The 12,755-nt window shown below is 70.4% G+C and carries 13 protein-coding genes; 5 read left to right on the plus strand and 8 right to left on the minus strand.

What is annotated here, in order from left to right:
- Positions 1-79: 79 nt before the first annotated feature.
- Together OQ789_RS06035 and OQ789_RS06040 are read left to right on the plus strand one after the other, a co-directional pair.
- Positions 80-856 (plus strand): S-methyl-5'-thioadenosine phosphorylase, encoded by a 777-nt coding sequence (locus tag OQ789_RS06035; protein WP_324684173.1) that lies wholly within the window; start codon positions 80-82, stop codon positions 854-856.
- Positions 853-1,881: an NAD-dependent epimerase/dehydratase family protein gene (locus tag OQ789_RS06040; RefSeq protein ID WP_324684175.1), complete on the plus strand. Its 1,029-nt coding sequence runs from the start codon at positions 853-855 to the stop codon at positions 1,879-1,881. Before OQ789_RS06035 ends, OQ789_RS06040 begins: the two co-directional genes overlap by 4 nt.
- Positions 1,882-1,884: 3 nt before the next feature.
- Here the strand turns inward: OQ789_RS06040 and OQ789_RS06045 are convergent, their stop codons facing one another.
- A complete protein-coding gene (locus OQ789_RS06045) occupies positions 1,885-3,507 on the minus strand; it encodes a hypothetical protein (RefSeq protein ID WP_324684177.1) in 1,623 nt (540 codons plus the stop codon).
- 311 nt (positions 3,508-3,818) lie between these two features.
- Between OQ789_RS06045 and OQ789_RS06050 the strand changes: the two genes are divergently transcribed.
- Genes OQ789_RS06050 through OQ789_RS06060 form a run of 3 tightly spaced genes read left to right on the plus strand, consistent with a single transcriptional unit; the run spans position 3,819 to position 6,822 of the window.
- Positions 3,819-5,498: a hypothetical protein gene (locus OQ789_RS06050; RefSeq protein WP_324684178.1), complete on the plus strand. Its 1,680-nt coding sequence runs from the start codon at positions 3,819-3,821 to the stop codon at positions 5,496-5,498.
- A gap of 2 nt (positions 5,499-5,500) precedes the next feature.
- Entirely contained in the window at positions 5,501-6,163 is a 663-nt protein-coding gene (locus tag OQ789_RS06055) for a glycosyltransferase family 2 protein (RefSeq protein ID WP_324684179.1), read from the plus strand.
- Positions 6,160-6,822, plus strand: a complete 663-nt coding sequence (locus tag OQ789_RS06060) for a TIGR04282 family arsenosugar biosynthesis glycosyltransferase (RefSeq protein WP_324684180.1) — start codon at positions 6,160-6,162, stop codon at positions 6,820-6,822. The genes OQ789_RS06055 and OQ789_RS06060 overlap by 4 nt, the downstream gene beginning before the upstream one ends.
- Before the next feature lie 12 nt (positions 6,823-6,834).
- Here the strand turns inward: OQ789_RS06060 and OQ789_RS06065 are convergent, their stop codons facing one another.
- The 7 genes from OQ789_RS06065 to OQ789_RS06095 all read right to left on the minus strand — a co-directional run bounded on the left by OQ789_RS06065 (position 6,835) and on the right by OQ789_RS06095 (position 12,724).
- Positions 6,835-8,214, minus strand: coding sequence for a hypothetical protein (locus OQ789_RS06065; RefSeq protein ID WP_420716052.1), 1,380 nt, complete (start codon positions 8,212-8,214; stop codon positions 6,835-6,837).
- 17 nt (positions 8,215-8,231) lie between these two features.
- Positions 8,232-9,323 carry an o-succinylbenzoate--CoA ligase gene (menE, locus tag OQ789_RS06070; protein ID WP_324684182.1) on the minus strand — a complete coding sequence of 364 codons (1,092 nt, stop codon included), beginning with the start codon at positions 9,321-9,323 and terminating at the stop codon, positions 8,232-8,234.
- Between the two features lie 68 nt (positions 9,324-9,391).
- A complete protein-coding gene (locus tag OQ789_RS06075; RefSeq protein ID WP_324684183.1) occupies positions 9,392-9,688 on the minus strand; it encodes a DUF3349 domain-containing protein in 297 nt (98 codons plus the stop codon).
- 56 nt (positions 9,689-9,744) lie between these two features.
- Positions 9,745-10,044, minus strand: a complete 300-nt coding sequence (locus OQ789_RS06080; RefSeq protein ID WP_324684185.1) for a hypothetical protein — start codon at positions 10,042-10,044, stop codon at positions 9,745-9,747.
- On the minus strand, positions 10,041-11,282 hold the full coding sequence (locus OQ789_RS06085) for an inorganic phosphate transporter (RefSeq protein WP_324684187.1): 1,242 nt from the start codon (positions 11,280-11,282) through the stop codon (positions 10,041-10,043). Before OQ789_RS06085 ends, OQ789_RS06080 begins: the two co-directional genes overlap by 4 nt.
- Before the next feature lie 97 nt (positions 11,283-11,379).
- Positions 11,380-11,787: a VOC family protein gene (locus OQ789_RS06090; RefSeq protein ID WP_324684189.1), complete on the minus strand. Its 408-nt coding sequence runs from the start codon at positions 11,785-11,787 to the stop codon at positions 11,380-11,382.
- 40 nt (positions 11,788-11,827) lie between these two features.
- Positions 11,828-12,724, minus strand: a complete 897-nt coding sequence (locus OQ789_RS06095) for an SDR family oxidoreductase (RefSeq protein ID WP_324684190.1) — start codon at positions 12,722-12,724, stop codon at positions 11,828-11,830.
- Positions 12,725-12,755: the final 31 nt, after the last annotated feature.

Consider the following 12,755-nt stretch of genomic DNA (forward strand, 5'->3'; position numbering starts at 1 on the left):
CATCCTGCCAGCATGCGGGCCGTCACTCCGCGGGCCCCGCACCCGCGATCGCTCCGGCGGGATAGACCACAATGGGCGGATGCTCGGAGTCATCGGCGGCAGCGGCTTTTACACCTTCTTCGAATCCGGCTCCCGCGATGTCACCGTCGACACCCCCTACGGCCCGCCCAGCGCCCCGATCACCGTCGGCGCTGTCGGCGAGCACGAGGTTGCGTTCCTGGCGCGCCACGGCGCCAAGCACGAATTCTCCGCGCACACCGTGCCGTACCGGGCCAACATGTGGGCCCTGCGCCGACTCGGCGTGCGCCGGGTGCTCGCGCCGTGCGCGGTCGGCAGCCTCAAACCCGAACTCGGCCCGGGCTCCGTCGTGGTGCCCGACCAGCTGGTCGACCGGACCGGCGGCCGCGCCGACACCTATTTCGACGCGGGCGGCATCCACGTCGACTTCGCCGACCCGTACTGCCCGTCGCTGCGCGACGCGGTGACCGGCCTGCCGGGGGTGACCGACGGCGGCACCATGGTGGTGATCCAGGGGCCGCGCTTTTCCACCCGCGCCGAAAGCCAGTGGTTCGCCTCCGCCGGGTTCTCGCTGGTCAACATGACCGGCTATCCGGAGTCGGTGCTCGCGCGTGAGCTCGAAATATGTTATGCGGCAATCGCTTTGGTGACCGACTTGGATGCCGGTGTGAGCGCCGGCGAGGGCGTGAAGGCCGTCGACGTGTTCGCCGAATTCACGAAGAACATCGAGGTGATCAAGACGCTGGTCCGCCGGGCCATCGGCCGGGTCGCTGCCGACCGCACGTGTACGCATTGCCTGCCGCACGCCGGAGTCACCCTGCCCATCGAGCTGCCGTGAGGGTGCTGCTGACGGGGGCCGCCGGCTTCATCGGTTCGCGGGTGTGGGCCGCGCTGCGGGAAGCGGGCCACGAGGTGGTCGCGCTCGACGCGCTGCTGCCCGCCGCGCACGGCCAAAACCCGGTGCTGCCAAAGGGATGTCACAACGTCGACGTGCGCGACCCCGACGCGCTGGCGCGGCTGCTGGCCGGCGTGGACCTGGTGTGCCATCAGGCGGCGATGGTGGGCGCGGGTGTGGACGCCGCCGACGCCCCGGCCTACGGCGGACACAACGACCTGGCCACCACCGTCCTGCTGGCGCAGATGTTCGCCGCCGGGGTCCGGCGTTTGGTGCTGGCCTCGTCGATGGTGGTGTACGGGCAGGGCAATTACCGCTGCCAACAACACGGACCCGTGGATCCGCTGCCGCGGCGCCGCGCGGACCTCGACGCCGGAATTTTCGAGCACCGTTGCCCGGTCGGCGGCGAGGAACTGCGCTGGCGCCTGGTCGACGAGGGCGCCTGCCTGCGGCCACGGAGCCTGTACGCCGCCAGCAAGACCGCACAGGAGCACTACGCGCTGGCGTGGTCGGAGGCCACGGGCGGTTCGGTGGTGGCGTTGCGCTACCACAATGTCTACGGCCCCGGCATGCCGCGCGACACCCCCTACTCCGGGGTGGCGGCGATCTTCCGGTCGGCTCTGGAAAAGGGCGATGCACCAAAGGTTTTCGAGGACGGTGGGCAGATGCGCGACTTCGTCCACGTCGACGACGTGGCCGCGGCCAACGTCGCCGCGACGCAGCAGCGCGAGGGTTTCACCGCACTCAATGTCTGCTCGGGGCAACCCATTTCGATCCTGGAAGTGGCCGGCGCGCTGTGCGACGCGCGCGGCGGCTCGCTGCCGCCGGTGGTCACCGGGCAGTATCGCAGCGGCGACGTGCGCCACATCGTCGCCGACCCGTCCCGGGCCGCCGAGGTGCTGGGTTTCCGTGCCGCCGTCGCACCGGGTGACGGGCTGCGCGAATTCGCGTTCGCGCCCCTGCGCTGAGGGTCAGACCTGCGGGGGCCGGTAGATCTGCGGCTTCTGCGCCGGCATCTGGCGCGTCGCGGAGTCGTCGCCGCGGAAGATCCGCGGCGCGTTGGCCGGCGACGGTATCCGGGTGGTCGGTGCCGCCGCGTTGGCGGCGGCCGCGCGCCTGCGGGCCGCGCGGCGAGCCAGCCGTCGACCGCTCAGCTGCCCGGTGACGATGGCCGCCCCCAGGATGCCCAGGGCCAGGCCGCACAGCGTCACGTCGAAAGTGCTGGTGATCTGCTGAGCCAGGTTGTTGCCGTAAACCGGGTGCAGCGCAGGCGAACTGGGTGAGTCCGCGAACCGCGGCGCCAGCACGACGCCGACCACGACGCGGGCAACGCTGAGCGTGACCACGAGTCCGCACAGCGATGTGATCGTTCTCGCCGAGAGGGTGGCCAGCCGGCGTCGCAGCCAGATCGTCAGGACCGCGGTGGCCAGATCGAACACGGCCAGCACGATGCTGTCGTAGCGGGAGAACGGGTAGTTCAGGGTCACGCCGACGAGCAGGTCGGTGATCCGCATCGCCATCGAGCCGATGCACCAAATGGCGATGAGCAGCAAGCCATTTCGGGTCACCGCGCGCCAGGCGGATTCTTCTTCGGGTGAAGCGGTCCGGCGACCGGGCAACGCCCGCGGCGCGAACAGTGCCGCGCCGGCCGCCCACGCCAGATAGCCCTCGAATCCGACGCCCGCCGTGGACGTGTTCTGCGCGATGCCGTGGAACGCGTCGATGTCACGACCGGCGGGCAAGAACCACACCAGGATTCCGGCGGCCAGGGCCGAGGCGCCGAGGGCGACCGTCGTGAGCCGGCCCGCCCGGTCGTCGCGCAGCAACCACCTCGAGGCGGCCAGCACCGCCACCAGTGCCACCACTCCGTACACCACCGCGGTCGCGATCACGGCGATGTTCTGCTTGCCGAATTCGGCGGCGCCGCCGGTGCTTTGCAGCGCGTAGCGCACCCGCCAGTACAGGTTGAAGCCGAAACTGAGCGCCGCCGCGAGCATCGACAGCACGCCGATGACCCGCGCCGCCCGGTGCCACCCGGTGGTCTGGTCGCCCGCCGGGACCGGTCCGGCGAGCGCGCCGGCCGGGACCGCCTGCGCGCTCAACAGCGAGCCGGCGACTCCGGCCCATGCCCCGGGCCCGACACCGCCCGGAACGTTGACCGTGCCGCCGAAACGGACGGTCTCGTACGCGTCGAACACCACGAAGGCGAGCACCAGCAACAGGTAGGGGACGTTGAGCGCGAGGCGCAGCCGGGCGGCCCGCACGGGGTTGAATTGCGCGTTTGCCGACCGCCGGGAACCGGCGACCGCGACGGCGCCGAGGGCCGGCACCGTCACCACGATCAGCACCCCGAACAGGGCGGCGCTGCTGCCCGGGATGCCCAGGCCGAAGTAGAGGTTCCACGGCAGGAACACCGCGAGGATCAGCAGTGCCACGGCGGTCAGGTCACCCACGGGCCGCTGCCCCTTCGTCCCCGCGGCTTCTGGCGCGCTGACGCCGGTGGCGTGCGGGCGGATGATGCGCGGCGCGGGCGCTTGCCGGGTCTGACCGCTGATGGGGCCGGTAGGCGTGTCGTCGCTGCTCTGGCTCACCATGCCTCCCGGGATGCTAGGACGGATTTTCGCGGCGCCGTTTCGGGTGTTCGGCGAGGAGTTACCCCGCCGGGCGAAGTGCAGTGCTCGCTTGCGAACATATTCTCCGATCGGATGCCTTGGCAGTGGCTGAGATTGGCTGCTGGAGCGGAGATCATCCTTCGGTGAGGCGTCCTGTCGTTCGAAAAGCTGGTTACGCTGCGCTGGTAGACGAAGCTCGTCGCCTGAACGATTGATACTGCCAACGGTATCGCAAGTGTAATGATGCTTCGACATTGCTGGTCGCGGGGTAGCCGGGGTGAAGGAGAACCGGGATGGACGTGGTTTTGGGGGTTGCGGTCACCGGACCCGTCGCGCGCTTGGCCCTCGTCGGGCCGGGCGCGCAGGGGGCCGACGTGATCGACCAATCCGTCGTCGATCTCGCTGACAATCCGATCGGAACGCTGACCGAAACGGTGGTCGGTACCAATCGGTTGCTGGCCGGCGAGAACCACCGGCTGGTCGGTACCCGGTTGTGCTGGACCGACCATCCCGCCGCCGACCAGCTGCGCCGGGCGCTGGAGGATTCCGGTGTGCACAACGTCGCAGTGCTCTCGGAGTCGCAGGCGGTGAACGCCCTGATGCGCGCCGCCGGCCTGCCGGGCGCCGCACTGGTGATGGATGATGCGACCGCGACGCTGTCGATGGTGGATCCGCCCGGCGGTGATCCGGATGCGCCGCCGACCCTGCTGGCCAGCCAGCCGCTGACGGGCGCCTCGGGCGACGACGCGACGGCCGCGTTGCACACGATGATGGCGAACCTGGGCGCCCACCCCGACGCCCCGCAGGACGTGTATCTGCTCGGCGCGTCGCCCGATCTGAACCGTGTCGCCGAGGAGCTTCGCGACGCGTCGACGATGCGGGTGCGGGTCGCCGAGGACCCTACCTTCGCGCTCGCCCGGGGCGCCGCGATAGCCGCCGCGTCGGCGGCGCCGCCACCCGGGGACGCGACCGCGATGGCGCCGGCGGTCGGCCTGACCGGCGATGCCACGGCGATGGCGCCGGTGGCGGGGCTCACCGGGGATGACACCGCGATGGCGTCGGCAGTCGGGCTCACCGGCGACGAGACAACCGTCATGCCGTCGCCCGAGGTCGCCGACCCGAACGCCGAAGAAAACCAGCTGGCCTATTCGATGGCCGATGAGGGCGAGCAGTACCCGGGCGAATTCGACGAGTACGACCCGGAATTCGACGACTACGAGTACGGGGATTTCGACGAGGACGCACCTGCGAAGCTGTCGCGGCGATCGCTGCTGATCGGCAACGCCGTCGTCGCCTTTGCGGTAGTCGGGTTGGCGTCGCTGGCCACCGCGATCGTGGTGGCCATTCGCCCGACGGCCAGTGCGCAGCCGGTGGTGGGCGTCCAGAATGGCACCCCGGGCAAGTTCATGCCGATCCTGCCGAGCCAGCAGCAGGCCCCGCTGCCGCCGCCCCCGGCCGATGCGCCCAACGCCGGATTCCAGGGCGGCACCGTCCCGGCGCCACAGCATGGCGCACCGCCGGCGGAAGGCGGCGCGCCCGCGGGCCCCGCTCCCGAGGCGCCGGTCAACCCCGGCGTCGTGCCGAATCCCGCACCGGGCTGGGCGCCGCGCCCCAATCCCATTGTGCCGATACCTATTCCGATTCCCATCCCGATTCCGGGATGGGGGCCCTACCACCCCACCTTCACGCCGCCGACCACGACGTATTCGCCTCCTACGACGACGTATTCGCCGCCGACCACCACGCATGAGCCGCCGACGACGACGTATTCGCCACCGACGACCACGCATGAGCCGCCGACGACGACGTATTCGCCTCCTACGACGACGTATTCGCCGCCGAGCACCACGCATGAGCCGCCGAGCACCAGGGCAACCACCCAGGCGCCGCCCACGCACACGCAGCAGACCCAGCCGCCGACGCATTCGCAGCCGCTGTTCCCGCAGGAGCCCCACTCCCACCACGGATTCTGAGCGTGACCGACACCCGCGGCCTGGTGACGGTGGTGCTGCCCTGCCTCGACGAAGAGGAATCGCTGCCCGCGGTGCTGGCCGCCATCCCCGCGGGCTATCGGGCGCTGGTGGTGGACAACAACAGCACCGACGACACCGCCGGGGTCGCGCGGCGGCACGGCGCTCAGGTCGTCGTCGAACCGCGGGCCGGATATGGCTCGGCAGTGCACGCGGGTGTGCTGGCCGCGACGACGCCGATCGTGGCGGTCATCGACGCCGACGGCTCGATGGATGGCGCCGATCTGCCCCGGCTGGTCGCCGAGCTCGAGCGCGGCGCCGACCTGGTGACCGGCCGCCGCCGGCCGGTGCCCGGGCTGCACTGGCCGTGGGTGGCCAGGGTGGGCACCGTGGTCATGAGCTGGCGACTGCGCACCCGCCACGGCCTGCCGGTGCATGACATCGCGCCGATGCGCGTGGCCCGGCGCGAGGCGCTGCTGCGGCTGGGCGTCGTTGATCGGCGCTCGGGTTATCCGCTGGAACTGCTGGTGCGTGCCGCGGCCGCCGGCTGGCGCGTCGTCGAACTCGACGTCAGCTACGGCCCGCGGACGGGCGGCAAGTCGAAGGTCAGCGGTTCGCTGCGAGGCAGCATCACCGCGATCCTCGACTTCTGGAAGGTAATTTCGTGAGCGTGCTTCCGGTGACCCTGCTGGTGGTCGCGAAGGCGCCCGAACCGGGGCGGGCCAAGACGCGGCTCGCGGCGACCGTCGGCGACCGGGTCGCCGCCGAAATCGCCGCCGCCGCACTGCTTGACACGCTCGATGCGGTGGCCGCCGCGCCGGCGGCGGCGCGGGTGGTGGCCCTCACCGGCGACCTGGATGCCGCGGCGAACTCCGCCGAAATCCGCCGGCGGCTCGCGTCGTTCACGGTGATCGGCCAGCGTGGTGCGGATTTCGCGGCCCGGCTCGTCAACGCGCACGCCGACGCGGCCGGCGGGCTTCCGGTGCTGCAGATCGGCATGGACACCCCCCAGGTGAGCGCGGATCTGTTGGCCGGTTGCGCGCGCCGGCTGCTCGAGGCGCCGGCCGTGCTCGGGCCGGCGCGTGACGGCGGTTGGTGGGTGCTCGGCGTCGCGGAGCCCGCGATGGCGCGGTGCCTGCGCACCGTGCCGATGTCCGCACCCGACACCGGGGATCTCACCCTGAAGGCATTGCGCGACAACGGAATCGACGTGGTCACCGTCGAAACGCTGGCCGACGTCGACTTCGTCGACGACGTCGCGGTGGTGCGCGACGCCTGTGGACCCACCAGCCGGTTCGCACGCGTCACCCGGCTGGCCGGCCTTTAGCCGGGCGGTTCGCTACCAGTGCGTCAGGATGATCGTGTTGATCGCCAGCGCACCGATAGCGTTGAGCGCCAACCAGATCCGGTGTGACCGTGCCGGCAGTAGTGCGGGTGCCGCGGTGAGCCACATGCTGAACGGCAGCCAGATGCGCTCCACCTCGGCCTTACTCAGCATGCTCAGGTCTGCGCACACGATCGCGGCCAGCACGCCCAACAACAACAGGTGGAAACCGGAGCGGCGGGTGATGGCGGGCCAGTCGAACACCCGGTTGATGCCGGCGACCCCACCCAATCCGATCGCGCACACGACGCTCGCCAGATTGGCCCAGCTCCAGTACTGAAACGGCCGCTGCTTGGCGATGCCCTGCCAATAGCGTTGCTGCACCAGGGTATAGCCGTCGAACCAATAGAATCCGGCGACCGCGAAGGCCACCGCCACCGCGATCGCGGCCAGCGCGGCCGGGCCCAGGGCCCGCAGGATCGGTCGCCACGCCGCCCAGCCGTTGCCCGGCCGCTGGGCGGAGGCCAGCACCGCCAACGCCGGCAACCCCATCAGCATCAGGCCGTAGTTGCAGAACACACCCCAGCCCAACAGCAGGCCCGCGCCCGCGGCCGTGAGCGCGGGAAAGCGGACCGGGCGGTGCACCGCCACCGCCAACAGCGCGATGCCCCATGCCGCCACCCCGGCGAAGTATCCGTCGGCGGAGACGGCCACCCAGATCGCCGTCGGCGCCAGGGCGACGAACGGCGCCGCGCGCCGCGCGGTCGGCTCGTCGGCCAGCGCGCGCACGGCGATCACCACCGCGGCCGCCGCGCTCGAGCCGGCCAGCAGGCACAGCAGCCCGGCCCAGGCGCCGCCGTGCAGGCCGAGCCGGTCGAGCCACACGAACGTCAGCAGCGCACCGGGCGGATGCCCCGACACGTGCGTCGTCCACGAGTTCGGCTGGTAGTCCAAGATCCGGCCGGCGAACGTGCGCAGCGTCGCCGGGATGTCGGTGATGCCGGGCACCTGCCACAGGTATTCGTCCCGGGTGGTCAACCGGCCGGCGAAACCGCGCTGCCAGCCGTCGATCATCGCCAGCGCGAACGCCCACCCGCACGCGGTGGCCCAACTGCCCAGCGTCACTGCCCGCCACGAAAGGCGTTGCGCCAGTGTTGGTCCCGCCGCGACGACGGCGATCGCGATAGCGATGGCCGGCCCGGTTCCCCAACCGGCGTGGATCAACCATTCGCCGAAGATCGGCGCGGCGTCGGCGTGGGTGGCGAACTTCTCGGCGCCGAGGTCAAGACGCGATCGTACGCCCAGGTTCATCCGCGGCAGCGCGAACGCGGCCGCCACCAGCACCACCCCGACCGTGACCGCCGCCGCTTCGCGTGCTGCCTCCCGCCGAGCGATCCTCACGGAGGAACAGCCTATTGATCGCTCGTGCCGGCGAACCGGCGCACCAACGCCGTCCGGTCGACCTTGCCGATGCCGCGGTGCGGCAGGGCGTCGACGATGTGCAACTCGCGCGGCGCGGCGGTGGCGTCCAGGGTGCGCGTCACCTGTGTGCGCAGCGCGTCCAGGGTCGGCGGGGCGGACCCGTCGCGCACCACGATCGCGGCGACCACCCGCTGGCCCAGCCGGTCGTCGGGCACTCCGAAGACCGCGCAATCGCTCACGGCCGGATGACCGCACAGCGCCGCCTCGACCGGCTGCGGCAGCACCGTCAGCCCGCCCGTGCTGATCGCGTCGTCGGCGCGGCCCACGACGGTCAGCACGCCCGCGGCGCTGAGGGTGCCGAGATCGTCGGTGCGAAACCAACCCGGCTTCGCGAACGGATCCGGGTCCACCGGGTTGCGGTAGCCCTTCGCCAGGGTCGCGCCACCGATGACGATGTGCCCGTCGTCAGTGCGCAGCCGCACTCCGTCCAGCGGGATGCCGTCGTAGACACACCCGCCGGCGGTCTCGCTCATCCCGTAGGTGCGGACCACCGCGATGCCCGCCGTGGCCGCGGCGTCGAGGACCGGTGGCGGCGCGGGTCCGCCGCCGAGCAGCACGGCGTCCAGTTCGGCGAGGGCGCCCGCGGCGGCCGGGTCGCCGAGCGCCTTGGCCAGCTGGGCGGCAACCAGTGAGGTGTAGCGGCGGCCCGGCCCCAACGCGCTTACGGCATCGGGCAATTCGGTGACATCGAATCCAGGGGACACATCCATCTCGACGGGCACCGTGCCCGCGAGCGCACTGCGCACCAGAACCTGCACGCCCGCGATGTGGTGGGGCGGCAGCGCGAGCAGCCAACTGCCCGGCCCGCCGAGGCGGGCATGGGTGGCCGTCGCGCCGGCCTTGAGGGCTTCGGCGGTCAGCAATGCACCCTTGGACGCCCCGGTGGTTCCCGACGTCGCCGCGACCAGGGCCACGTCGTCGTCGATGGCCTCCCCGACACGCAGACCCACCCGCAGCGTCTCCGCCTCGCGGCCGGCGCCGGTGGACAAGGCGACCAGCGCCGGGTCGCGCCCATCCAGCACCCGTTCCAGCGCGGGCAGCAGAGTCGAGGCCGCCGAGCCCGGCGCGACGTGCAGTGCGCGCAGTACGGCTATGCCGGGTCCTCGGCTTCGTCCTCGAATGGCCAGCCCCGGGCGGCCAACCGCACCCGTACCCGCTCGACGTCGGCCGGCGACGGCAGCTCATCGGTGATCTGGGTGATCAGCACGCCGATGTCGACGTCGTCGAAGTCACCGCGGCGAATGAGCTCCTGGGCCACCGCCTTGGCCTCGTCGTTGGACAGCCGGCGGGCCAGTAACGCAAGCACCGGGAAGGTGTCAGTCGCCGGGATGCCGTCGGGATATCCGGCGCGCAGCCAGGAGACGATGGAGTTCAGGAATCCGTTCACGCTGAGACGACTCCCCCCGGTGTCCGGTTCGGTAACTCGGTGGGCATTGACCGATGTTACTTGGCTTTCGCCCCGAGGAACGGGTAGCCGGTGTGATGGGCGATGAAGTCCCGCGAGATGTAGAGCAAAGCGAATGCGATGACCACGAGCACCAGCGCGTAGATCCCGAAGGCGACTGCCAAAAGGGCCGGGTTCTTCTGTGGCGCACCGCCCTCGGTGCCGGCCTGTCCGGCGCCGATCGCGTGGAATCGCAGCCCGAGGGCAAACAGTCCGGGCAGGGCGGCGCCGGCCAGCATCGCGAAGAGCAAAATCTTGAGCGAGGCCCCGTAGTTGAACCAGTCGCTGACGTGACTCATGAAGCGTTCGCCTTCATCGTCGGGTCGTCGGAATCGAATCGGGAAGCCCTGCCGCCGAGGGTGACGCCGCGGTTCGAGGGCGGGAGCTCTGCTTCGGGCTCGTCCAGGCCGGTGGTCAGGTCGCCCTTCCATTCGGCGTTGACGTTGTGGTGGTCGACCTTGACCTTGCGCGACCGGACGTAGATGGTGGCCGACACCGCGATCAGCAGCGCGAAGCCCACGATGGCGCCCGGGTAGCCGCCGATCAGGTGCACGATCCAGTAGGTGAGCGCGCCGACCAGCCCGGCCAGCGGCAGCGTGACCAGCCACGCGACGCCCATGCGACCGGCGACGCCCCAGCGCACCTCGCCGCCGGGCTTGCCCAGCCCGCTGCCCAGCACCGACCCGGTGCAGACCTGGGTGGTCGACAGCGCGTAGCCGAAGTGGGCGGACAGCAGAATGACCGCGGCCGAAGAGGATTCGGCTGCCATGCCCTGCGGCGACTGGATCTCGACCAATCCCTTGCCCAGGGTGCGGATGATCCGCCAGCCGCCAAGATAGGTGCCGAGCGCCATCGACACGGCGCAGCCGACGATGACCCACAGTGGCGGCATGGACGCGGACTTGGAGACCGAACCGTAGGACATCAGCGCCAGGAAGATGATGCCCATCGTCTTCTGCGCGTCATTGGTGCCGTGGGCCAGCGAGACCAGCGACGCCGAGCCCCACTGGCCGTACCGGAAGCCGGCTTCGGTGCGCTTGGTCGGGATGCCGCGGGTGATCCGGTAGACCAGCCAGGTCGCCACCGCCCCGATCACGATGGCCAGGATCGCCGACACGACGGCCGGGATAATCGCCTTGGACACCACGCCCTTCCAGATCACCCCGTGCGCGCCGACGGCCGCGATGGTGGCGCCGACGATGCCGCCGATCAGGGCGTGCGACGAACTCGAGGGGATACCCAGCAGCCAGGTCAGCAGGTTCCAGACGATGCCACCGACGAGGCCGGCGAAAACCAGTTCCAGCGTCACGATGTGCCCGTCGATCAAACCTTTGGCGATCGTCGCGGCGACGGCGGTGGACATGAAAGCACCCGCGAGGTTCAGCACCGCGGACAGCGCGACCGCGGTTTTGGGCTTGAGTGCACCACTGGCGATCGAGGTCGCCATCGCGTTGCCCGTGTCATGGAAGCCGTTGGTGAAATCGAAAGCTAATGCCGTGATTACGACGATGATCAAGAGGAACAATTGGATGTTCACAGCGCCTGATTCTGGTGGTTGGAGGTTTCCATTGTCGAATGCTGAGGCAGTCGAAACGCGGGTATACCTTGACTCGTCGCCAGATGTTACCTTTCAGTTAACCGGCGTTTCCCTGTTGTTCACCTCGGGTGTCACGCCGTAACGGGTGGTCGGGCGGGATTTCGAGGAAGATCAGCGTGATTCCGTCGGGGTCGATCACATGCATTTCGTGCAGGCCCCACGGTTCCCGGCGAGCCTCGCGCGCGATCGACACTCCGCGGCCGCGCAGCTCGGTCTGGGTTGCCTCGATGTTGCGGACCTGTAGCCACAGCGCGCCAGGGAAGGGGCCGCGGGAGTGGTCCGGGGAGCCGTAACCCGCGAGTTCAAGCAGCGACTGCCCCGCGAAAAACACTGTGCCTCCCCCGTATTCGCGGGCGATCGCCAGGCCGATCTGATCCCGGTAGAAGGTCAGCGACTGCTGATAGTCCGCCGGCCGGAGCAGCATCCGACTGGCCAGGATCTCCATAGCGTCGTGTCTATCACAGTGCGCATTCGGCGCGGCCCCGTCAGCCGTCGGTGTTGCGGTTGGGCTGGATGCTCTGGCGCTGCATGACGGCGTTGACCCAGCGCGGGCCCAGGATGTCCAGCGCCCGGCCGGCGATCGCGATCCGCGGTGCGATCCGCACCGGCCGGGTGCGCGCCGCGGTGAGCATCCACTCGCCGGCCTCCTCCGGCGTCAGTGCGGCGACTCCCTCGTAGGCCTTCGTCGGCGCGATCATCGGGGTGGCGACCAGCGGGTAGTACAGCGTGGTCGAATGCACCCCCTTGCTGCCCCATTCGGTTTCGATGACCCGGCTCACCGTCGACAGCGCGGCCTTCGACGCGTTGTACACCGAGAACAGCGGCGAGGCCTCCGACATCACCCCCCAGGTCGACACGTTGATGATGTGGCCGTCGCCACGCTCGAGCATTCCGGGCGCCAGCCCGCGGACCAGCCGCAGCGGCGCGTAGTAGTTGAGCACCATGGTCCGCTCGACGTCGTGCCAGCGTTCCAGCGATTCGGCCAGCGGCCGGCGGATGGACCGGCCGGCGTTGTTGATCAGGATGTCGATTCCGCCGAGACGCTTTTCGACGTCGGCGACCAGCGCGTCGACGGCGTCCATGTCCGAGACGTCGCACGGCAGCGACAGCGCGTCGCCGCCTGCGGCGGTGATCCGCTCGGCCAGCGCATCCAGCAGATCCTGGCGGCGGGCGACCACCGCCACCGTGGCGCCTGCGCGGGCGAACTGTTCGGCCGCGGCCTCGCCGATCCCCGACGATGCCCCGGTGAGCAGGATGCGCTTGCCGGCCAACTCGATCGGCTTGATCAGCGGACGGTTGACCAGTACTTGCGGCGCCATGGGAGGTCGCATGGTCGCCAGCACCAGCTGGTCGGCGATCCGGCGAAGGGGACTCTTGCTCACGTGACGCGAGTCTAGGCGTGGCGTCGACTGC

It is taken from the genome of Mycobacterium sp. 94-17, assembly GCF_035617725.1.
In the GTDB taxonomy this organism is placed as follows: Bacteria; Actinomycetota; Actinomycetes; order Mycobacteriales; family Mycobacteriaceae; genus Mycobacterium.

What these genes read in the sequence shown, in the direction of transcription:
- OQ789_RS06035 (WP_324684173.1), top strand. Translation starts at nt 80, where the DNA reads ATGCTCGGAGTCATCGGCGGCAGCGGCTTTTACACCTTCTTCGAATCC.
- OQ789_RS06045 (WP_324684177.1), bottom strand. Translation starts at nt 3,507, where the DNA reads ATGGTGAGCCAGAGCAGCGACGACACGCCTACCGGCCCCATCAGCGGT.
- OQ789_RS06050 (WP_324684178.1), top strand. Translation starts at nt 3,819, where the DNA reads ATGGACGTGGTTTTGGGGGTTGCGGTCACCGGACCCGTCGCGCGCTTG.
- OQ789_RS06080 (WP_324684185.1), bottom strand. Translation starts at nt 10,044, where the DNA reads ATGAGTCACGTCAGCGACTGGTTCAACTACGGGGCCTCGCTCAAGATT.
- OQ789_RS06090 (WP_324684189.1), bottom strand. Translation starts at nt 11,787, where the DNA reads ATGGAGATCCTGGCCAGTCGGATGCTGCTCCGGCCGGCGGACTATCAG.